This window comes from Nocardia sp. NPDC055321 (genome assembly GCF_053645575.1).
In genome coordinates this window covers 78,780-98,441 of sequence record NZ_JBSHMS010000003.1, presented here as the reverse complement: position 1 = coordinate 98,441, position 19,662 = coordinate 78,780, and the positions used below count along the sequence as shown (strand labels likewise).

Below are 19,662 nucleotides of genomic sequence, written 5' to 3'. Positions count from 1 at the left end.
TTGCCCGGGTCGAAACACCCTTTGCGCGGATCTCTCAGCGCTATCCCGAAGTTGAGGCCCCGCACGTAACATGGATTTAACGCCGGGTGCTTACGCTCGCGGGCATGGACCGTCAGAAGGAATTCGTCCTCCGCACGCTCGAAGAACGGGATATCCGCTTCGTGCGCCTCTGGTTCACCGATGTGCTGGGCTATCTCAAGTCGGTGGCGATCGCGCCCGCCGAGCTCGAGGGCGCTTTCGAGGAGGGCATCGGTTTCGACGGTTCGGCCATCGAGGGCTTCGCTCGCGTCTCCGAGGCGGACATGGTCGCCCGGCCCGATCCGTCGACGTTCCAGATCCTGCCGTGGTCCACGTCCAAGGGGCATCAGCATTCGGCGCGCATGTTCTGCGACATCGCCATGCCGGACGGTTCGCCGTCCTGGGCCGATCCCCGGCACGTGCTGCGCCGCCAGCTGAACAAGGCCGCGGACCTCGGCTTCAGCTGCTACGTGCACCCGGAGATCGAGTTCTTCCTGCTCAAGCCCGGCCCGCACGACGGCACGGTCCCGACCCCGGTCGACCAGGGCGGGTTCTTCGACCAGGCCGTGCACGACGAGGCGCCGAACTTCCGCCGGCACGCCATCGACGCGCTGGAGTCGATGGGCATCTCGGTCGAGTTCAGCCATCACGAGGGCGCGCCCGGCCAGCAGGAGATCGACCTGCGGTACGCGGACGCGCTGTCCATGGCCGACAACGTCATGACCTTCCGCTACCTGATCAAGGAGGTGGCGATCGACGAGGGCGTGCGAGCCACCTTCATGCCCAAGCCTTTCGCCGAGCACCCGGGTTCGGCCATGCACACCCACATGAGCCTGTTCGAGGGCGAGCAGAACGCCTTCCATGATCCCGACGACCCGAACAACCTCTCGGGCACCGCGCGCGCGTTCATCGCGGGCATTCTCGAGCACGCGCACGAGATCAGCGCTGTCACCAACCAGTGGGTGAACTCCTACAAGCGCCTGATCCACGGTGGCGAGGCCCCGACGGCCGCTTCGTGGGGCCGCTCGAACCGGTCCGCGCTGGTGCGCGTGCCCATGTACACCCCGAACAAGGCGTCGTCGCGGCGCGTCGAGGTGCGCAGCCCCGATTCGGCCTGCAACCCGTACCTGGCCTTCGCGGTGATCCTCGCGGCCGGTCTGCGCGGCATCGAGAAGGGCTACACCCTGCCGCCCGAGGCCGAGGACGACGTGTGGTCGCTGACCTCCGCCGAGCGGCGCGCGATGGGCTTCCGCGAGCTGCCCGCGAGCCTGGACGAGGCGCTCAAGAACATGGAGAAGTCCGAGCTGGTCGCGGAGACCCTCGGCGAGCACGTGTTCGACTTCTTCCTGCGCAACAAGCGCCGCGAGTGGGCCGGCTACCGCAACCAGGTGACGCCCTACGAGCTGAAGGAATACCTCGGCCTGTAAAGGTTCGGTGAACCCTGCTCGGCCCGTGCCTTCCGGCACGGGCCGAGTTTGTTCGGGGGCCTGTGGCGGCAGGGTCGGGTACGCCGGGGCCCGGGAGTGCTTGTGCGGTGAGCGACCGCTCGGCAGCCCGGTCTCGGGCCGGTGCGGCGGACGGATGAGCGGTGTCGCGCCTGCCGGATGCGCGTCCGGTGCGGTCGTGTCGCGCCCCGCGAGGCATCGTTCCGCAACCTTCGATGCGAGACACGCGGGCGAATCGCCGTTGTTGTCCGATATCGGAGGGTTCCGCCGACGACCGTCCGGGATGTGACATGTAATTTGATGGCATGGTCCGGCCCCCGACTGTCCGTTCGGCTGTTCCCGGTGTGGGACGACTCGGTTTACTCGAGCCGTCGGCCGCCGATTCGTTGCGAGAATTGGCGTGGGACAACGTCGAGAGCGTCCCGCTGCTGTGGGCGCTCTCGCGCTCACCCGACGCCGATCTGGCGCTCACGACGCTCATGCGGCTGCGCGAGCAGCTCGGAAGCGATTGGGCCGCGCTGGATTCGACCCTGCGCTCGGATACCTCGCTGCGCGGGCGGCTGTTCGCGCTGATCGGTTCCTCCACCGCCTTCGGCGACCACCTGGTGGCCGACCCGCAGGCGTGGCGTCTGCTGTTGCGCCGGGAGCTGCCGACCGCGGCCGAAGTGCTGACCGAGATTCTCGAGGTCGTGCGGGCGGTTCCGGAGGAGGGCGAGCACGCCGGGCCGATGCTGTTCCGCGCGGGCATCGCCGGCCCGGAGGCTGTTGCCCTGCTGCGCAAGCGGTATCGCGATCAGCTCATGCTGCTGGCCGCCATCGATCTGGCGGCGACCGTCGAGAACGAGCCGGTGCTGCCCTACCAGCAGGTGGGCCGCCATCTCACCGATCTCGCCGACGCGGCACTGACCGCCGCGCTGTCGGTGGCCGTGGCCCGGGTGTGCCCGGATCGGCCGGTACCGGGCCGGCTCGCCGTCATCGCCATGGGCAAATGCGGTGCGCGGGAACTGAACTACGTCTCGGACGTGGACGTCATCTTCGTCGCCGAGCCCGCGGACACCACCGCGACCCGGCTGGCGGCCGAGACCATGAGCGTGGGCGGGGCGGCGTTCTTCGAGGTCGACGCGGCGCTGCGGCCCGAGGGCAAGGCGGGCGCGCTGGTGCGCACGCTGGAATCGCATGTGGCGTACTACAAGCGCTGGGCGCGCACCTGGGAGTTCCAGGCGCTGCTCAAGATGCGGCCCGCCACCGGCGATCTCACCCTCGGCGACGAGTATCGCGCCGCGCTCATGCCCATGGTGTGGGCGGCCTCCGAACGCCCCGACTTCGTGGCGGACGTGCAGGCCATGCGGCGGCGGGTGGAGGACCTGGTGCCCGCGGACCTGCGCGAGCGCGAACTCAAACTCGGCCACGGCAGTCTGCGTGACGTCGAATTCGCGGTGCAGCTGCTGCAATTGGTGCACGGCAAGGCCGACGAGACCCTGCACACCCAGGGCACCGTGGAGTCGCTGACCGCCCTGGCCGCGCGCGGCTACGTGGGCCGCGACGACGCCGCCAACCTCACCGCCTCCTACGAATTCCTGCGCCTGCTCGAACATCGGCTGCAGTTGCAGAAGCTCAAGCGCACGCACACCCTGCCCGCGCCCGAGGACGAGGAGGGCATGCGCTGGCTCGCCCGCGCCGCCCATATCCGTCCCGACGGCAGGCAGGACGCGGTGGGCGTGCTCACCAGCGAGATTCGGCGCAACGCGGTGCGGGTGCGGCGGCTGCACGCCAAGCTCTTCTACCGGCCGCTGCTGGAATCGGTTGCGCGCCTGGACGCGGACTCGCTGCGGCTGAGCCCACAGGCGGCGGTGCGTCAGCTCGCGGCGCTGGGTTACGGCGCGCCGGAGAACGCGCTCGGGCATCTCAAGGCGCTCACCAACGAGGTCGGGCGCAAGGGGCGCATCCAGGCGCTGCTGTTGCCGACGCTGCTCGAATGGCTCGGGGAGACACCGAATCCCGACGCCGGACTGCTCGCCTACCGGCGGGTGTCCGAGGGGCTCGACAACGAGATCTGGTTCCTGCGCGAACTCCGTGACGAGGGCGCCGTCGCCCAGCGGTTGATGATCGTGCTCGGCTCGTCGGCCTATCTGCCCGATCTGCTCATCAACGCGCCCGAGACCATCCGCATGTACGCGGACGGCCCGAGCGGCCCGCTGCTGCTGGCCCCGGACACCGCCGATGTCGCGCGCGGAATCCTCTCCGGGGCAAAGCGTTACGACGATCCCCGGCGCGCGGTCGCCACCGCGCGGTCGCTGCGCAGGCACGAGCTGGCGCGGGTGGCCTCGGCCGACGTGCTCGGCATGCTCGATGTGCCGCAGGTGTGCAAGGCGCTGTCCTCGGTCTGGATCGCCACCCTCGAGGCCGCGCTGCAGGCGGTGATCCGGCGCAGCGAGGTCGAGCTGGGCGGGCCCGCGCCCGCGGATTTCGCCGTCATCGGCATGGGCCGACTCGGCGGGATGGAACTGGGCTACGGCTCGGACGCCGATGTGCTGTTCGTCTGCGATCCCCGGCCCGGAGCGGACGAGACGGTCGCGGTGAAGTGGGCCATCGGCGTCGCCGAGCAGGTGCAGAAGCTGCTGGGCGCGCCGAGCACCGATCCGCCGCTGCAGGTGGACGCGGGGCTGCGGCCCGAAGGCAAGAACGGCGCGCTGGTGCGCACCCTGGCGGCGTACTCCGCGTACTACTCCCAGTGGGCGCAGCCCTGGGAGGTGCAGGCGCTGCTGCGGGCCCGCCAGGTCGCCGGCGATCCCGGGCTGGGCGTGCGGTTCCTGCACACCGTCGACCCGGTGCGCTACCCCGCGAGCGGCATGTCCCCCGAGGGTGTGCGCGAGATCCGCCGCATCAAGGCCCGGGTCGACTCCGAACGCCTTCCGCGCGGCGCGAATCCGGCCACCCACACCAAACTGGGCCGCGGCGGCCTGGCCGACATCGAATGGACGGTGCAGCTGCTGCAGCTGCAGCACGCCCACGAGGTGCCCGCCCTGCACAACACCTCCACCCTGCAGTCGCTGGACGCGATCGAGGCCGCCGGCCTGGTCGAGGCCGAGGACGTGGAGCTGCTGCGCGAGTCCTGGATCACCGCGACGAAGGCCCGCAACGCCCTGGTCCTGGTGCGCGGCAAGCCCGCCGACCAGCTCCCCGGCCCCGGCGACCTGCTGTCCGCCGTGGCCCGGGTCGCCGGCTGGCCGAACGACGACGGCAGCGAGTTCCTGGACAACTACATGCGCGTGACCAGGCGCGCGAAGACGGTGGTGGAGAGGGTTTTCGGCGGGGAGTAGAGGTCGGGGACCGGGCCGCGTCGTCGAGATACAGGTCGCGTGAGCGTGCTCTGCGGGTCGGCGATCCGCCGGGTCACTCCGGCGCGGGTGCGCACATGCGGGCCAAGTGGTCGATCAGTGCCTTCGGCGGGCAGGGGCGGATGTGCAGGTGTGTGGCGGTCAGATGGTAGAGGTAGCGGCCGTCCTCGGCCGTGTCGAGCCAGCCGAGGTGATTGCCGGGTGGGGCGGCCGGTGGATTTCGAGCCGTTCGACGAGATGTGATGTGGCCCTGACCGGTTCGAGGGAGGAGTAATAGATCTCGGACGTGGTCTTCGGAGTACAGGACCCGTGGGCGGGCGAGCGGCAGGGGACGGGGCGCGAGGGCATCGAGTTCGATCGAGTAGGGACCGGACAGGTGGCTGCCTGCGGGGACGGTGGCCAGGAGCGCGGCTAAGGACGTCGGTACCTGGGCGGGGGTGATGGATTCGATGGTGATTCGGCCGCCATCCGGGTCGGAACCGTTGGTGGGGTGCTGGACCATCGTGACCGCTTGCGGGCCGGAGAGGGCCGCGTGGGCGCGGAGCGGGTGGTGGACCGTGGTCAGGGCCAGGGTGATTCGGGGGTGGGTGGCGGTGCGGAGGGCGGCGGTCAGGGCGGGGTCCGAGGCCAGGGGGAAGCGGGTGGTTAGGGCTTCGGTTCGGTGGTGGTGGTCGGAACGCCAGCGGGTGGCGGTGCGGATGTGGAGGGGGAAGGGGTAGCGGTCGTGGCGGGTTTCGCGCCAGATGTGGGCGAACTCTTCGGGGGTGAAGGTCCAACTCACGGCCGGGTGTCCGGGTCGTCGGCGAGACCGGATCGGGCCGAGGGGATTTCGGAGCCGAGTACCGGTGGGACATGTGGGGGCGGGGAGCCGAGGAGTTCGGCTTCGCGACTTCTGATCAGCCAGGTGGGGGCTTTGTGGTCGGCGTCGGTGTCGGAGGCGCCGCGGGCTCCGGGTGGGTACATGCCGGGCAGGAAACCCATGCCGGGGTGAACGGACCGGGCGGCGGGGCTGGAAGAGATTGCGGGAGAAGGGAGCCCGCTGTTCGGTGGAGCCGGGTAGCTGCGGCCCGGGCCGCCGGACGGTGGTGATCCGGTGCCGGGGGAGACTGGCGTCGTCCCGGGGACCGGCAGCGACGGTCGGTGGAGGGACCCGGGTGAGGTGGGAGAGCCCGGCGCCGTGGGAAGACCCGGTGTCGCTGGCGAGCCGGGAACGGGGTCCCGGCCGGGGCTGGATCGCTCCGCGCGTTCGGGGCTCCCATCGGTGCCGGACACGAACGCGGCGCGGGTCTGCCCGTCGGCTGGTTGCCCGGCAGCTTCGTTGCCCGTGGTCTCCGCGCCGGAAATCGCAGCTACCGAATCGAATTCGTCTTCGACGGGGCTACCGGATACGAACTCCGCACCGTCGATCGTGCTGTCGGTGCCCGGCAGGGCTCGTTCTCCCGGCATTGCCGGGTTCGGCGAGACCCGAGACGCCCTCATTCGGTCGAGAGACTCGCCCCCGCCGAACAATTGGTTCCCGGCCCCGCCTCCGGCCCAGGCCCCACCTCCCGCAGCGCTCCCGGCTCCTTCGCCCCCGCTGCCCGCCCCCGGCGCGTATACCGGCCCGAAGGCCGGAACCCCCGATCCCGCAGGCGGATACGTCGTCACGTAGTTCGCTTCCAGCGCCGCGAGCGCCTCCCGGTACAGCTCTTCCCTGCGGGCTTGCAGCTCGTGCGCGTCCTCGGGCGCGGCCCCGATCAGCATGGCCACGTGCGGCGCGGTCGCACCCACCGTGTCCTCCGGCGGTGGCGGCACGCTCCGCCGCACCGCCTCGGCGCCGGCGGCCGCCGCGACGATGCGGTGCCCGGCACTGTGCGCGACGCCCACCACGTCCATTGCCTCCAGCACGAATTCGCGTACCGCCGCCGTCGCGGCGTCCGCGATCCGGCCCGCCATCTCCTCCGCGAGCGCGGCCTCGGTGGTCGCGCCCACCGCGAACACCGCCCCGGACAATCCATCCGCGATCCCGGTCCACTCGTCGGCCAGCCCCCGCATGGCTCCCGGATCCATGGCCTGCACGGCCGCGTAGATCTCCGCGTGCGAGAACCCCGGGAAGTGCTCGAGCCGGCGAATGTAGTCCGGATCGACATCCCCGTGCCGGACCCGCCCCTGCTCCCGCTCGGCCCCGGCCTGCGCCCGTCGCGCCCGTTCTCGCCACGCCTCGGCCTCCACCGCGCCCTCCCCACCGAGTCCATTCCCCAACCGGGACGTCCGTTCACGAGATTGGACGCACTGCACCCCGACCGGGTTCCCCCACCCGCTCCGACCCGCTTACTCCTGCTCGAAAGGTGTTCCGATGCGCAGGCGATTGCCGTCCGGATCGGTGAGCTCCACCTCGCGCGCCCAGGGCATGGTCTCCACCGGCACACCGAACTCCGCGGCCACCGCGTCGATATCGCGTACGCGGAGATGGACCAGGGTGTCGGGGCGGGCGTCGCCTTCGTGCTCGGAGAGGAAGAGTTTGACCGGCCCCCGGGCGATTTCGACGAAGGCGGGGAAGCCTGGTTCGAATCGGTGAACCCACTGCTCGGTGAAATTCAGGCGTTCGTACCAGCGCACCGCCGCGGCGGCGTCGGCAACTCGTAGGACCGGGATGACTTCCTCGTGCATGAGCGAATCCTTGCATGCGAGGCCCGATCTCCGGGTTCGTCGGGGGAGGGCGTCGGTTGTGCGTGACGGGATACTGCGGCCCGATGCGCCACCGCCGGGAACGCCGCTCCCGGGCACCGACGCCCGCCGGGCGAAATCTGCGGGTGCCGCGCGTCCCCGCGCCCGCGTCGCGGCGCTTCACGCGCAGGTCAGCGCCCGGGGCGGTGCAGTAGGGTTGGCGGCGATCAGGTGGAGGTGTTGCGGTGGGTCGGGTACTGGCACAGGGTCAGGTATTCGCTGGATATCGAATCGAGCGATTGATCGGGGCGGGCGGTATGGGCGAGGTCTACCTCGCGCACGACCGGGATCTACCCCGCATGATCGCGCTCAAGGTGCTTGGACCGTCCGTGTCCGATGACGCCGACGTGCGATCGCGCTTCCTGCGCGAGGCCGATACGGTGGCGCGCCTGTCGCACCCCAACATCGTCGCGGTCTTCGCGCGCGGCGAGGAGGGCGGGCAGCTGTGGATGGCCATGCAGTACGTCGACGGCACCGACCTGGCCGCCGTGCTCGCCGCCGGCCCGGTACCGCCCGAACGCGCGGTGCGGATCGTCACCGAGGTCGCCAAGGCCCTGGACCGCGCGCACGCGACCGGTGTGCTGCACCGAGATGTCAAGCCCGCCAACATCCTGCTGTCCGGCGGCGCGAGCGAAGAGGTCTTCCTGGCCGACTTCGGCATCGCGAAGGTGCTCGATCACGTCGGTGAGGCGACCCGCACCGGACAGCTCTACGCCAGCCTGCGCTACGCCGCCCCGGAGCAATTCGAAACTCGCACCGCCGTTTCCGCCCGGACCGACGTGTACGCCCTCGGCGGCACCCTGTACCACCTGCTCACCGGCGCCGCGCCGTACGCGGGCGACAGTCCGGGGCAGCTGCTGCACGGTCACCTGAATCTGTCTGTCCCACAGCCGAGTGCGCGGCGCCCGGAGCTGCCCGCCGGCTTCGACACCGTCGTGACCGCCGCCCTGGCCAAGGAACCCGAGGAGCGCTTCGCCACCTGCGGCGAACTCGCCGCCGCCGCGCGGCAGGCCCTGGCCGGGTTGCCCATCGAGGGCGTGCCGCGGACCGCGCAGCGGCCCGCCGCCGAACCGGCCCTGGAGGGCGCCGGGGCGGTGACGACGGTATTGCCCAGGGTCGGAGCGGAATTGGTCGCGGCGCACTCGTTCTCGGGCGGCGGCAGCCACTGGCCCGCCGACGCGCCGACCGAGCGCGCCGACGCTCGCGGCCCGGAGGAGCCCCCGGCCGCGCCCCCGCCACCCGCCCGCCGACGCGGCGTGCTCACCTGGATCGCCATGGTGCTGGGCTGGCTCGCACTGATCGTCGGCGTGGGCGGCATCGGCCTGCACTACGCGTCGTGGCGCTCGCAGTACCTGGTGCTGGCCGCCTCGTTCGCGTCCTTCTTCATGCTGGGCTCGGTGCTGGCGCTGGCACTGTTCCTGCTGGTCAGGCAATGGCGCAGCGCCGCAGGCGCTTTCGCCGCCGTCGCCATGGCGCTGTGGACCCAGCTCCCGATGCTCGTGCCCGACGGCGCCGCGCCCCCGGGTATCGACGTCACGGTCATGCAGTCGAACATCCTGTTCGGCCATGCCGACGCCGGCGCCATCGTGCAGGCGGTCCGCGAGAACAAGGTGGAGGTGCTCACCCTCGTCGAGCTCACCGACGAGGCCCTGGCACGCCTGCGCACGGCGGGCCTGGAAGCCGAATTGCCCTACTACCACGTGGAACCGGCCCCCGGCGGCCTCGGCTCCGGGGTCTACAGCAAATACCCGCTGCAGGATTCCAGCAAGCTTCCGAACCTGTCCCACAACAGCATTCGCGCCACCATGATTCACCCCGACCGCGGTCCGATCACCGTGTTCCAGTTCCATCCCGTGCCGCCGAACCTGAACTACCCGGTGTGGCAGAGCGATATGCGCGAGGTGCGCGACGTGCTGGACCAGCAGCCCGGCCGGGTCATCGTGGGCGGCGACTTCAACGCCACCTACGACCACTCCGCCTTCCGGGATCTGTTGCGCGGCAGGTACGCCGACTCCGCCGAACTCCTCGGTGTCGGCGTGCTGCCGACGTGGCCGGACAATCAGGCGTGGGGTCGCCTCCCGCTCATCGGCATCGACCGGGTGCTGGTCGCGGGCGGGCACGCCACCGAGGTGCGCTCGATCAGCATTCCCGACACCGATCATCGCGCCGTCATCGCGAAGCTGCGCCTCTGAATTCCGCGCGGTCGCCGAGTTCCGTGCCGCGCGGTGAGATTTCGCTCTCGAGTATTGCGAGACTCGGCCTTCGAGCGCCCCGCGCGGCGGATACTCGTAGACGGGGAGGCGGCTGAACCTTCGCCGTCACGAGAGCCGGGCCGCGGGTGGCCCGGGGCTTTCCTCGGGAGGCGAGATGCGGGTCACGCGATGCCGGGCGGGTCTGGCCGCCGTCCTACTGCTGGCGGGGCTGGCGCTCACCGGCTGTGAATCGGTGCGAGTGCCGGGGACACAACGGGTTTCGGAACGGGTCGACAATCCCTTCGAGCTGGACGGTTCGGCCTCGACCACGGGACCGAGCGGTGAACGCCCGGGCGTGCCGGACGCGACGCTCACCGCCGCGAACGGGGACGGCGGCGCGGTCGATCGGCTGGCGCTCAACGCGCTGGCCGACCTCCAGGAGTACTGGGAGCGCGAGTACGGCCGGACGATGCCGGGTGCGTTCACCCCGGTGAGCAGCTTCCTGTCCTGGGACTCCACCGCGGCGCGCGCCCAATCCCCACAGTTCTGCCGCACCAGCACCTTTCGGTCGATCAACGCCGCGTTCTGCGGCCTCGACTCCTCCATCGGCTGGGATCGCGGCGTCCTGCTGCCGGAACTGATCCGCAAGTTCGGCCCGATGTCGGTGGTGATGGTGCTGGCCCACGAGTACGGTCACTCGATCCAGGCCCAGGCCGGGCTCAACGGCATGCTCACCCCGACGGTGGTGCGCGAACAGCAGGCCGACTGTTTCGCCGGTGTCTTCATACGCCGTGTGGCGGAGGGGGATTCGCGGCACTTCACCATCAACACCACCGACGGCCTGAACGATGTGCTCGGCGCGACCATCGCGGTGCGCGATCAGGAACCCGGCGCGTCCGGGGTCGACGAGCACGGCACCGCGTTCGAGCGCGTGACCGCGGTGCAGATCGGTTACACCGAAGGCGCGCAGGCGTGTACGCGGATCTCACGGGAGGAACTGGCACAGCGGCGCGGCACCCTGCCCATCAGTTTCGAGCCGGGCGAACAGGAAACCCAGCTCGCGGTGAACCGGAACTCGCTCGATCTGCTCACCGAAGCCCTGGCCCAGGTGTACCCGCTGCGTACGGCCCCGGTGTACGACTACGCCGGAGTGAGCAGGCGCTGCTCGAATGTCACGGCCACGGAACCCGTTTCGTTCTGTCCCGCCACCAACACGATCGGCGCGGACGTGCCGGAACTGGCCAAACGCGCCCGCGGCCAGGGCGAGGGCGAGCTGCTGCCCTCGACCGTCGCGGGCGACTACAACGCCTTCGTGGTGTTCATCTCCCGGTACACCCTTGCCGTGCAACGGGAACGCGACCTCGACATCACGGGCGCGGAGACCGCGGGCCTGCGCGCGGCCTGCCTGTCCGGCGCGTTCACGACCAGCCTGAGCCGCCCGGGCCGGACGCTACAGCTGGCCGCCGACGATCTCGACGAGGCGGTCTCCGGACTCCTCGCCGACGGCCTGGCCGCCTCCGATGTCAACGGCGAGGTCGTGGCGAGCGGGTTCGTGCGGCTGGAGGCGTTCCGCACCGGCGTCCTGGACGGCGACGCGGCCTGCCTCAGCACGTACCGGTAGGAGCGGGACCACCGCCAGGGCCTACCGCCGCTTCGCGTGCCGCGTGCCGCGTGCCGTGTGCCGCACGACCGCTGCGCGGCGTGGCCACCCGCCCGCAGCCGTTCATCGTGCAGAACGGCGTTGTAGCGCACCGCGCACCGCTCACCCGGGCAGGTGCGCTTCCAGCCACTGCACGGTATCGGTGAGCACCTTGTCCTGCTCCGGCTCGTTGAAGATCTCGTGGTACAGCCCGTCGTAGCGCAGCACGGTCTTGTCCGCCGCGCCCGCGCCCTGCTCGACCAGGTCCGCGCCGACGGGGGAGACCAGGCCGTCGGCCAGGCCCTGCTGCACGAGCACCGGCACGGTCAGCCGATCCAGATGCGCCTGCACGAACTGCCCGGCCCTGAGCATTTCGGTCGCGGTGCGCGCGGGCACGTTGCCGTGGAACACCAGCGGGTCGGTGTCGTAGGCGCGCACCACCTCCGGGTCGCGGCTCACGAGCTTCGAATCCAGTTGCACCACGGGCAGATTCGGGGCCAGCTTGGAGATCACCGGCGCCAGCAGCTTCTGCACGGCGTTGCCCGCGTCCACCACGATCGCCGGTGCGGACAGCACGATGCCGTCGACCTCGATCGGCGCACGGGTGGCCCAGTAGGCCACGGTGAGCCCGCCCATGCTGTGCCCGATGACGAATCGCGGCAGCCCGGGATGCTTGTCCGTGGCCAGGCGCAGCAGCACGCCGACATTGTCCGCGGCGCCGTCGAGCGATTCGATGTTCGCCTTGCCGCCGGCCGAGCGCCCGTGCCCGATGTGATCGAGCGCGTACACCGCGAAGCCGGCCTCGTTCAGTCGCGCGGCCACGTGGGCGTACCGCCCCGAGTGCTCGGCGTACCCGTGCACGATCACCGCCACCGCGCGCGGGTCGCCGTCGGGCAGCCACGCCTGCCAGTACACGCGCCCGCCCGTGCCCTGCAGCTCGCCGGTCTCGTTCCGGGTCATCCTCGTCCCTCTCGGTTCGGTGGTCGCCGCCGCCGGCGCGCATATCGGACCGTTTCGCCCGCTTTGTCACGCCCCAGCCGAGCCATTCTCGCGCACTCGCCCCCGAACCACCGCCCAACCGCACCATAGGGTGCGCCGGAACCGCCCGTCAGTCCGCAGACTCGGCGAGGCGGTCGATCAGCAGGCGGTTGAAGGTGATGATCCGGGCGTAGTTCTCGCGGGAGATGCGTTCGTCGGTCCCGTGGATGCGTTCCAGGTCCGCGGCGGTCAGGGTGATCGGGGCGAAATTGCAGCGGGTTCCGGCGAGATCGTCGTAGTGGCGGGAGTCGGTCGCGCCGGGGACCAGGCCGACGGTGACGGCGATGCCGGGCACCGTCGCCCGCGCCACGTCGGCGATCAGGTCGAAGGCGGGGCCGGCGGCGGGGGCGGCCGAGGGCTCGGAGGTGGCGCCGGCCAGTTCGACGACGACCTCGGGATCGTCGATCACCTTGCGGCAGTGCGCGAGGACGTCGGCCACCGAATCCCCGGGCAGGATACGGAAATTCACGAACGCCTCGGCCTGCTGCGGCAGCACGTTGGGTTTCACGCCGCCGCGGATGACGGTCGGCGCGGTCGTGGTGCGCACCAGCGCCTCGGATTGCGGCCGAGCGGCCATGATGCGGGTCACCGCGGGTGCGAGGAACCGCGCCAGAGAGAGCAGGCTGCGCCGGGGTTCGGCCATGAACTCGCGCAGCCGCGTGAGCATGTCCAGGGTCACCGGGGTCAGCCGCAGCGGGAACTGGTTGTCCTGCACCCGCGCCACCGCCCGGGCCAGCTGCCCGACCGCGGTCTGCCGCCCCGGCATGGAGGAGTGCCCGCCGGTCGCCGAGACCGACAGCCGGACCGTGGCATAGCCCTTCTCGCCCACCATGATCGTGGCCACGGGCGTGTCGACCCCGTCGGCCATCCCGGTGGTGATCACCCCGCCCTCGTCGAGCAGCAGGTCCGCGCGTACGCCCGCGTCGCGCAGGTGCGCGGCCATCCGCACCGCGCCCTGATCGCCGAACACCTCCTCGTCGTGCCCGAACGCCAGATACACCGTGTCCCTGGGCTGTACACCGGCCGCGAGCGCGGATTCCACCGCCTCCAGGAGCGCCAGCACCCGGCTCTTGTCGTCGATGGCCCCGCGCCCCCAGATGAATTCCGCGTCCACCGCTCCAGCGAACGGCGGATGCGTCCAGCGATCCACATCGTCCACCGGTACGACGTCCATGTGCGCCAGCAGGATCGCCGACGTGCGCCCGGTGCCGGCGCTGCCCGCCCAGCGGTACAGCCGGCTGTGCCCGAACAGCTCGAGTTCCAGCCGCTCGTGCACCAGCGGGAAGGACTCCTCCAGATGTGTTGCGAGCCGGTCGAACTGGCTGTAGTCGGTCTCGGCGGCGTCCTCGCGCGACACCGTCACGCAGCGCAGCGCGACGGCGAGGCGTTCGGCGGTGGCGTCGTCCACGGTCGTGGCGCCGGGTGCGGTCTGAGTCATCGATCACCTGTCCGGGGTGGGAAGTCGGCCCTCACCTGAGTATCGGCGATCAGGGCCGGTGCCAGTGTGACCGCCTTCTCCGCGCGCCACTTGGGAATGCCCTCGGCCATGGTGCCGGGCAGATCGGCCGTGCGGACTCCGCCGATCAGCGGCAGGCGCAGTTGCGCCGAGGTCACCGTCACCCGGGACAGCGTAGGGGTGTGGGTCCACATGTCGTCCACCACGTTGGTGATCCGCACCCCGATCCGATGCCCGGCGGCCAGCGGCCAGTCCTGCGCGAGCATCCGGACCTGCGCGGTGGGGGTGACCGGCGCGATGCCGCGGGTGATGACCGTGGCCCGCCCGTCGGGCGCGACGTCGTACAGCTCGAGCGCGACCGTCGCCCCGCTCGGCCCGTCCACGGTCAGGGTCGCCGCGGCCGCGCCCGCGAGGTGCTCGTCGTGTTCCAGCGGCTGGGTGACGGTCCAGATCTCGCGATCGGGCCCGGTCACGAACCCGCGATCGAGGTAGCTGCCGGTCTTCAGATCAACGGTCACCGTTCGATTGTCGGCCGGGGGCCACGCGGTCTCGGACCGCCAGCCGCCGTCGAACTGCCCCACGGTGATTCGCGGTCCGGGGACCGTCACGTCCTTCCCCGCGACGTGTCTGTCGAAGAAGGCGAGCAGTTCCTCGGTGAAGGTCGGGCGCCCGCACTTGGTGGCGCAGTCACGGTGTCCCCACTGCCCGAACCAGGCCCTGTGCTCACCGGGCCCGAGCGCGTTCCAGACCTCGAAGACCCGATCGGCGCGGGTGTTGTAGTCCAGGAATCCCTGTCCGAGGAACAGCGGAATGGTGTTGCCCCGCAGGCGTTCCACCATGTCGCGCTCGCGCCAGAACTCGGTGGTGCCGTCGTGGTTCATGATGCCGTCGAGGTAGCCCTGGTAGCACGCCGGATCGATGGTGACCGCGTTGGTTCGGTATTCGGCAGAGTCCTCCCAGTGCGCGGGCGTGGTCGCGATCAGCAGATGTTCTATCCCCGCGAGATCGCCGGGCCGGATGCCGGTTTCGGTGATCGGCTTGCCCGAGAACTTCCACGCCTGCCCCTGCATGTACAGGTACGAGTACGGGTCGACCACCGGTGCGAAGGAGGCCACCGCGGCCAGTCCCGCCGGCTTCTCGACCAGGCCCATGAAACCGGTCCAGCCCTCGTAGGAAATTCCGTGCAGCCCCACCTTGCCCGTCGACCACGGCTGCCCCGCGGCCCATTCCACCGCGGTCTTCACATCTTGACGCTCGCCCGGCCCGCCGTAGTCCGGGCAGCCGTTCGATCCGCCGAAGCCGCGCATGTCCACGATCACGTAGGTGTATCCGGCGTCGAGGAACGTCTCGACCTGAAGGTTCTCGACCGACGGCCCGCCCTCGGGGCGCGGCAGGGTCAGGTAGGCCAGGTGCGCGCGGTACGGGCTGACGGTCATGATGACCGGCGTCTTCACATCGTCGGCGATGCCGGCGGGGCGCAGCACGTCCACGTGCAGGCGCGTCCCGTCCGGGGTGGTGATGTACTCCTGCCGCCACTGGTAGCCGGTCTCCGCCGCCGCCTGCCCGGGCGCGACCAGTGCCCCCAGCACCAGCAACAGTCCGACCAGGGCGCGCCACAACACCATCCGCATGATCACCATCTGACCCTGCCGGTTCGCGCCGCGCTCGACCAGCCCCCGGAATCCGGGGGCTCGCCGAGTGATCGGGCCGGTCCGGGTTACACCGGCCGCAGGTTGATCATCTTGCGCAGCCGGGCGCGGTCGCGCTCGACGCGGCGGGCCTCGTACGCGATGGGGAAGTAGCGGACGCGTTCGGGCAGGTGCGGAATGGTGCGGCCGATGACCCAGCCCAGCGCCCGCAGCTTGCGCTCATCGCTCTCGGTCCAGGTCAGCCCCAGCTTGGCGCGGACGTTCTCCGGTGTGGTGCCGACGGTGAAGAAGTACTGCATCTTGCCCAGCGGGGTGGCCGCGACGTTCCACAGCGGGTGCAGGACGGCCGGGACCTGCTTCGGCGGGGCGAGGGTCCGGATGACCCGCAGGTAGTCGTAGGCGACGTTGGTGGCCTCGAGGTGGTTCTCGACCTGGTCGTAGAACCACGGCTCCCATTCGGCGTAGGTCGCGGGAATCTCCTTGGGCGCCACCGAGAAATTGCGCATGAGCTGCACGACCTCCTGGTAGTACGACTCCTTCTCGGCCGTGGTGAGCTTGTTGTCGGAGAAGTACTTGTTGCCCTCGACGAAGGCGTGCACGGCCGTGTGCAGGACCCACGCCCACGGTCCCGAGGCCAGCGCCTGGTGCTTGCGGCCCCGGGCGTCGGTCGAATTCAGGGTGGCGTGCATCGAGCGGAGTCGCTCGGCCTCGGCGAGGGCCTCCTCCCCGCCGTAGATCCACATCATGACCGAGGCGACGCTGCGGGCGGCCCGGCCCAGGGCATCGGTGCGGAAACTGGAGTGCTCGTCGACGACCGCGGCGATACTGGGTTCCATGGTCTGCAGCAGGAACGCGGACCCGGCGGTGAGCGAGAAGGTGATCAGTCCGGTGTCCTCCCACATGCGGGTTCCGGGTGTGAAGACCTTGCGCTCGGGGCGGCCGGCTCCGGACGCGTGATCGATCGGCGCTACGGCGGCGGTCATGGTGATCTCCTTTGATCACGGTCCTGGTGGAGCGCCACACTCCGACAGGATGAGATGATTGTGGTCGAATCTTCTCATCATCTCGGGGCGCTGGCAACCGTCACATCGGAGTCGCCGTCGATGCCCAAGTGCGCCAACATTTTCCGGTGACGCGATTGATTCGTCGGCGTATGATCGGCGGCGATGAACAGAACGAGCGCGATGTGACAACCGAATGGGACGCGTTCGCGCAGGCGCTGGCACGATGTCTGTCGCAATTACCGTCCCGGGCCACGCTCGTCATCGCGGCCACCGGAAATCGCTACGTGCAATTCCAGCAGTTCGACATCAAACTCTCCGCCGAACTCACCGGCAATTACTATCTCGCGGAACCGATTCCGGAAGCCGCCGCGCAGAAACTCCGTGACCTGGGCTGGTCCGCGCCCGTTCTGCGCCGGGAGGTCGAGAATTGGCGGCGCTCGCTGCTGTGGCCGATCTCCCGCGTGCGCCTGGAGGAACTGGCCCGGTCGGTCGTGATCGGCCTGCGGGACGCGCTCGGTATCGAATCGCCCGATCAGTTGCGGGCAACCGGCTGGACCGAGGCCTCCGACGATCTGGATCTGAGCGCCTTCGATTCCATCGTGCCCCGGAGCCTCGGCTGAGCCTGGTGACCGGGGGTTTTCGCTCCGAGTAGGGAAAGACCGAGCCGCGCGGCGCTGATCGCCGCGCGGTTGCCGACGCCTGCCCCGGGACTCCCGGTCAACTCGCGAGCAAGTTTCGACTTGACAGTTTCTGTCATAAAGGGACATTCTTTCACTGCGCGGCTCGTCGTGAACAGTGCACGACTCCCCGGCCGCGCGACGAACGACAGGAGTGCCGATGTCCCTGCGGGAACGGCAACGACGGCAGGTTCGAGCCGACATACAGCGCGCGGCCTTCGAACTGTTCGCCCGGCGGGGTTTCGACGAGGTGACCACCGAACAGATCGCCGCCGCCGCCGGAATCTCACCGAGTACCTATTTCCGGCACGTTCGCAGCAAGGAGGACCTGCTGCTGGACCCGGTCCGCGAGGGCGGCGCGGGTATCGCCGCGCTGCTCGAGGACAGGCCGAGCAGCGAGTCCGCCGACGTGGCGCTGGCCCGGGCGATCGAGATCCGATCCACCACCCTGGCCGCCGCCGAGCTCGAACAGTGGCGCGCCGCCTTCGCCACCGCGCCCCACCTGCTGGACCGGGTCGCGCTGATCCCGCCGGAACACCGCACCCGGCTGGTCGAGCTGGTCGCGCGGCGCATGTCGCGCGATCCCGTCCTGGACAGCAACCCCGGGCTCCTGGTGCACCTCATGCTGGCGGCCGCCGAATACGGCTACCTGCAGTGGTTGCGCGCCACCGGAACTCGCGAAGCCTCGCTCCTGGTGTGCGTCGAGGGCGCCCTCGCGGCGGTCCTCGACGAGCGCTGGCGCGCCTGATCCACCTCTCTTTCTCTCCACCTTTCGAAAACCCTGGGGGTTCACCAGTCATGCAGCACAACGATGCGGACGCCTACGACGTGATCGTCGTCGGCTCCGGCGCGGCCGGAATGGCGGCCGCGCTGGCCGCCGCGCACCACGGTCTGTCCACCCTCGTGGTCGAAAAGGCCAGGCACTGGGGCGGTTCCACCGCGCGCTCGGGCGGCGGCGTCTGGATTCCGGGCAACTCCGCGCTGCTCCGGGACGCGCCGGCCGACAACCTCGAGGACGCGCGCACCTACCTGCACGCCATCGTGGGGGACAAGGTCGACCCCGCGCGGATCGACACCTACATCGATCGCGGGCCGGAGGTCTTCGACTTCCTGGTGGAGCACGCCGGACTCCGAATGCAGTGGGTCCCGGGCTATTCCGACTACTACCCGGAGGCTCCGGGCGGCCGGGCGCACGGGCGCTCGGTCGAGCCGACGCCGTACAACGGCCGCAAGCTCGGCGCGGAACTGGCCAACCTGGAGCCGGACTACATTCCCGGACCCCGGAACTTCGTCGCGACCCAGGCCGACTTCCGGCAGATGCATCTGGGTCTGCGCAATCCGCGCGCGCCGTTCCGCGGCCTGCGGATCGCCGCGCGCTGGCTCAAAGGCCATGTGCTGCGCCAGCATCTGCTCGCGCGCGGGCAGGCGTTCAGCGCCATGCTGCGGGCGGGACTGCAGCGCGCCGAGGTGCCGCTGTGGCTGGACACCCCGCTCGTGGAGCTGCGTACCACCGACGATCGGGTCAGCGGCGTCGTCGTCCTGCGCGACGGTGTGGAGGTCGAACTCACCGCGCGCCGCGGGGTCATCCTGGCCGCGGGCGGATTCGAGCACAACGAGACCATGCGCAAGCAGTTCCAGCGGCAGCCCATCGGCGTCGAATGGACCGTGGGGGCCGCGGCCAACACCGGGGACGGCATCCGGGCGGGCCAGGCGCTGGGCGCCGCTGTCGAATTCATGGACGACGCGTGGTGGGGGCCGTCCATCCCGCTGCCGAGCCGGCCCTGGTTCTGCCTGGCCGAGCGCAACCTGCCCGGCAGCATCATCGTCAACGAGCGCGGCGAGCGGTTCATGAACGAATCGCTGCCCTATGTCGAGGCGACCCATCGGATGTACGGCGGGGAGAACGGACAGGGCGAGGGCATCGCCGAGAACCTGCCCGCCTGGCTGGTTTTCGATCAGCGGTACCGCAACCGATACCTGTTCGCGGGGCTCGCGCCGCGGCAGCCGCTGCCCGGCCGATGGTTCAAGGAGGGTGCGGTCAAACGCGCGGCGACTCTCGAGGAGCTGGCCGAGCAGATCGGGGTGCCCGCGGATCGGCTGCGCGCCACCGTCACCCGGTTCAACGGGTTCGCCGCGGACGGTAAGGACGCGGACTTCGGCCGCGGGGACAGCGCCTACGACCGGTACTACGGGGACCCTCGGCACACCCCGAACCCGAATCTCGGTGCGCTGGAACAGGGCCCGTTCTACGCGGCGCGGATGGTGCCCGGCGATCTCGGGACCAAGGGCGGCCTGGTCACCGACGTCGACGGCCGGGTGCAGCGGGCCGACGGCTCGGTCATCGACGGCCTGTGGGCGGCGGGCAACGCCAGCTCTCCGGTGATGGGCCACACCTACGCCGGGCCCGGCGCGACCATCGGCCCCGCGCTGGTGTTCGGCTACCTGGCGGCCCTCGATGCCGCCGGGGTCTCGAAGCGGCACTGACACAGGCGAATCGGGC

14 protein-coding genes are annotated in these 19,662 nt (G+C 70.4%); 7 read left to right on the top strand and 7 right to left on the bottom strand.

Annotation, left to right across the window (positions count from 1 at the left end; genetic code table 11):
• Positions 1–104 precede the first annotated feature (104 nt).
• Both ACWIGI_RS05300 and ACWIGI_RS05295 read left to right on the top strand, forming a co-directional pair.
• Complete coding sequence (locus tag ACWIGI_RS05300; RefSeq protein ID WP_454201110.1) at positions 105–1,445, top strand: glutamine synthetase family protein; 1,341 nt, start codon at positions 105–107, stop codon at positions 1,443–1,445.
• Between the two features lie 323 nt (positions 1,446–1,768).
• The gene (locus ACWIGI_RS05295; RefSeq protein ID WP_454201109.1) at positions 1,769–4,783 is read left to right on the top strand and encodes a bifunctional [glutamine synthetase] adenylyltransferase/[glutamine synthetase]-adenylyl-L-tyrosine phosphorylase; all 3,015 of its coding nucleotides are present in this window, start codon (positions 1,769–1,771) and stop codon (positions 4,781–4,783) included.
• A gap of 73 nt (positions 4,784–4,856) precedes the next feature.
• Here ACWIGI_RS05295 and ACWIGI_RS05290 read toward each other — a convergent pair whose 3' ends face one another.
• The 3 genes from ACWIGI_RS05290 to ACWIGI_RS05280 all read right to left on the bottom strand — a co-directional run bounded on the left by ACWIGI_RS05290 (position 4,857) and on the right by ACWIGI_RS05280 (position 7,450).
• Complete coding sequence (locus ACWIGI_RS05290) at positions 4,857–5,582, bottom strand: ESX secretion-associated protein EspG (protein ID WP_454201108.1); 726 nt, start codon at positions 5,580–5,582, stop codon at positions 4,857–4,859.
• Positions 5,579–7,042, bottom strand: coding sequence for a hypothetical protein (locus tag ACWIGI_RS05285; RefSeq protein ID WP_454201107.1), 1,464 nt, complete (start codon positions 7,040–7,042; stop codon positions 5,579–5,581). Before ACWIGI_RS05285 ends, ACWIGI_RS05290 begins: the two co-directional genes overlap by 4 nt.
• Positions 7,043–7,111: 69 nt before the next feature.
• A complete protein-coding gene (locus ACWIGI_RS05280) occupies positions 7,112–7,450 on the bottom strand; it encodes a glyoxalase superfamily protein (RefSeq protein ID WP_454201106.1) in 339 nt (112 codons plus the stop codon).
• A 242-nt stretch (positions 7,451–7,692) separates the two neighbouring features.
• On the opposite strand from ACWIGI_RS05280, the gene ACWIGI_RS05275 reads away from it, so the two are divergent.
• Positions 7,693–9,699: a protein kinase domain-containing protein gene (locus ACWIGI_RS05275; protein ID WP_454201105.1), complete on the top strand. Its 2,007-nt coding sequence runs from the start codon at positions 7,693–7,695 to the stop codon at positions 9,697–9,699.
• Between the two features lie 175 nt (positions 9,700–9,874).
• On the top strand, positions 9,875–11,320 hold the full coding sequence (locus ACWIGI_RS05270; RefSeq protein ID WP_454201104.1) for a metallopeptidase: 1,446 nt from the start codon (positions 9,875–9,877) through the stop codon (positions 11,318–11,320).
• Between the two features lie 141 nt (positions 11,321–11,461).
• Here ACWIGI_RS05270 and ACWIGI_RS05265 read toward each other — a convergent pair whose 3' ends face one another.
• The 4 genes from ACWIGI_RS05265 to ACWIGI_RS05250 form a co-directional block, all read right to left on the bottom strand.
• Positions 11,462–12,298, bottom strand: coding sequence for an alpha/beta hydrolase (locus ACWIGI_RS05265; protein ID WP_454201103.1), 837 nt, complete (start codon positions 12,296–12,298; stop codon positions 11,462–11,464).
• A gap of 148 nt (positions 12,299–12,446) precedes the next feature.
• Positions 12,447–13,814: a M20/M25/M40 family metallo-hydrolase gene (locus ACWIGI_RS05260; RefSeq protein WP_454201102.1), complete on the bottom strand. Its 1,368-nt coding sequence runs from the start codon at positions 13,812–13,814 to the stop codon at positions 12,447–12,449.
• On the bottom strand, positions 13,811–15,463 hold the full coding sequence (locus tag ACWIGI_RS05255; RefSeq protein ID WP_454201101.1) for a CocE/NonD family hydrolase: 1,653 nt from the start codon (positions 15,461–15,463) through the stop codon (positions 13,811–13,813). Before ACWIGI_RS05255 ends, ACWIGI_RS05260 begins: the two co-directional genes overlap by 4 nt.
• An 86-nt stretch (positions 15,464–15,549) precedes the next feature.
• Positions 15,550–16,464 carry an oxygenase MpaB family protein gene (locus ACWIGI_RS05250; protein ID WP_454201100.1) on the bottom strand — a complete coding sequence of 305 codons (915 nt, stop codon included), beginning with the start codon at positions 16,462–16,464 and terminating at the stop codon, positions 15,550–15,552.
• Positions 16,465–16,667: 203 nt separating this feature from the next.
• Between ACWIGI_RS05250 and ACWIGI_RS05245 the strand changes: the two genes are divergently transcribed.
• The 3 genes from ACWIGI_RS05245 to kstD all read left to right on the top strand — a co-directional run bounded on the left by ACWIGI_RS05245 (position 16,668) and on the right by kstD (position 19,646).
• Positions 16,668–17,105, top strand: a complete 438-nt coding sequence (locus ACWIGI_RS05245) for a TY-Chap domain-containing protein (protein ID WP_454201099.1) — start codon at positions 16,668–16,670, stop codon at positions 17,103–17,105.
• Between the two features lie 217 nt (positions 17,106–17,322).
• The gene (locus tag ACWIGI_RS05240; RefSeq protein WP_454201098.1) at positions 17,323–17,910 is read left to right on the top strand and encodes a TetR/AcrR family transcriptional regulator; all 588 of its coding nucleotides are present in this window, start codon (positions 17,323–17,325) and stop codon (positions 17,908–17,910) included.
• 50 nt (positions 17,911–17,960) lie between these two features.
• Positions 17,961–19,646 (top strand): 3-oxosteroid 1-dehydrogenase, encoded by a 1,686-nt coding sequence (kstD, locus tag ACWIGI_RS05235; protein WP_454201097.1) that lies wholly within the window; start codon positions 17,961–17,963, stop codon positions 19,644–19,646.
• Positions 19,647–19,662: the final 16 nt, after the last annotated feature.

What these genes read in the sequence shown, in the direction of transcription:
- ACWIGI_RS05300 (WP_454201110.1), top strand. Translation starts at nt 105, where the DNA reads ATGGACCGTCAGAAGGAATTCGTCCTCCGCACGCTCGAAGAACGGGAT.
- ACWIGI_RS05295 (WP_454201109.1), top strand. Translation starts at nt 1,769, where the DNA reads ATGGTCCGGCCCCCGACTGTCCGTTCGGCTGTTCCCGGTGTGGGACGA.
- ACWIGI_RS05280 (WP_454201106.1), bottom strand. Translation starts at nt 7,450, where the DNA reads ATGCACGAGGAAGTCATCCCGGTCCTACGAGTTGCCGACGCCGCCGCG.
- ACWIGI_RS05270 (WP_454201104.1), top strand. Translation starts at nt 9,875, where the DNA reads ATGCGGGTCACGCGATGCCGGGCGGGTCTGGCCGCCGTCCTACTGCTG.
- ACWIGI_RS05265 (WP_454201103.1), bottom strand. Translation starts at nt 12,298, where the DNA reads ATGACCCGGAACGAGACCGGCGAGCTGCAGGGCACGGGCGGGCGCGTG.
- ACWIGI_RS05260 (WP_454201102.1), bottom strand. Translation starts at nt 13,814, where the DNA reads ATGACTCAGACCGCACCCGGCGCCACGACCGTGGACGACGCCACCGCC.
- ACWIGI_RS05255 (WP_454201101.1), bottom strand. Translation starts at nt 15,463, where the DNA reads ATGCGGATGGTGTTGTGGCGCGCCCTGGTCGGACTGTTGCTGGTGCTG.
- ACWIGI_RS05250 (WP_454201100.1), bottom strand. Translation starts at nt 16,464, where the DNA reads ATGACCGCCGCCGTAGCGCCGATCGATCACGCGTCCGGAGCCGGCCGC.
- ACWIGI_RS05240 (WP_454201098.1), top strand. Translation starts at nt 17,323, where the DNA reads ATGTCCCTGCGGGAACGGCAACGACGGCAGGTTCGAGCCGACATACAG.
- kstD (WP_454201097.1), top strand. Translation starts at nt 17,961, where the DNA reads ATGCAGCACAACGATGCGGACGCCTACGACGTGATCGTCGTCGGCTCC.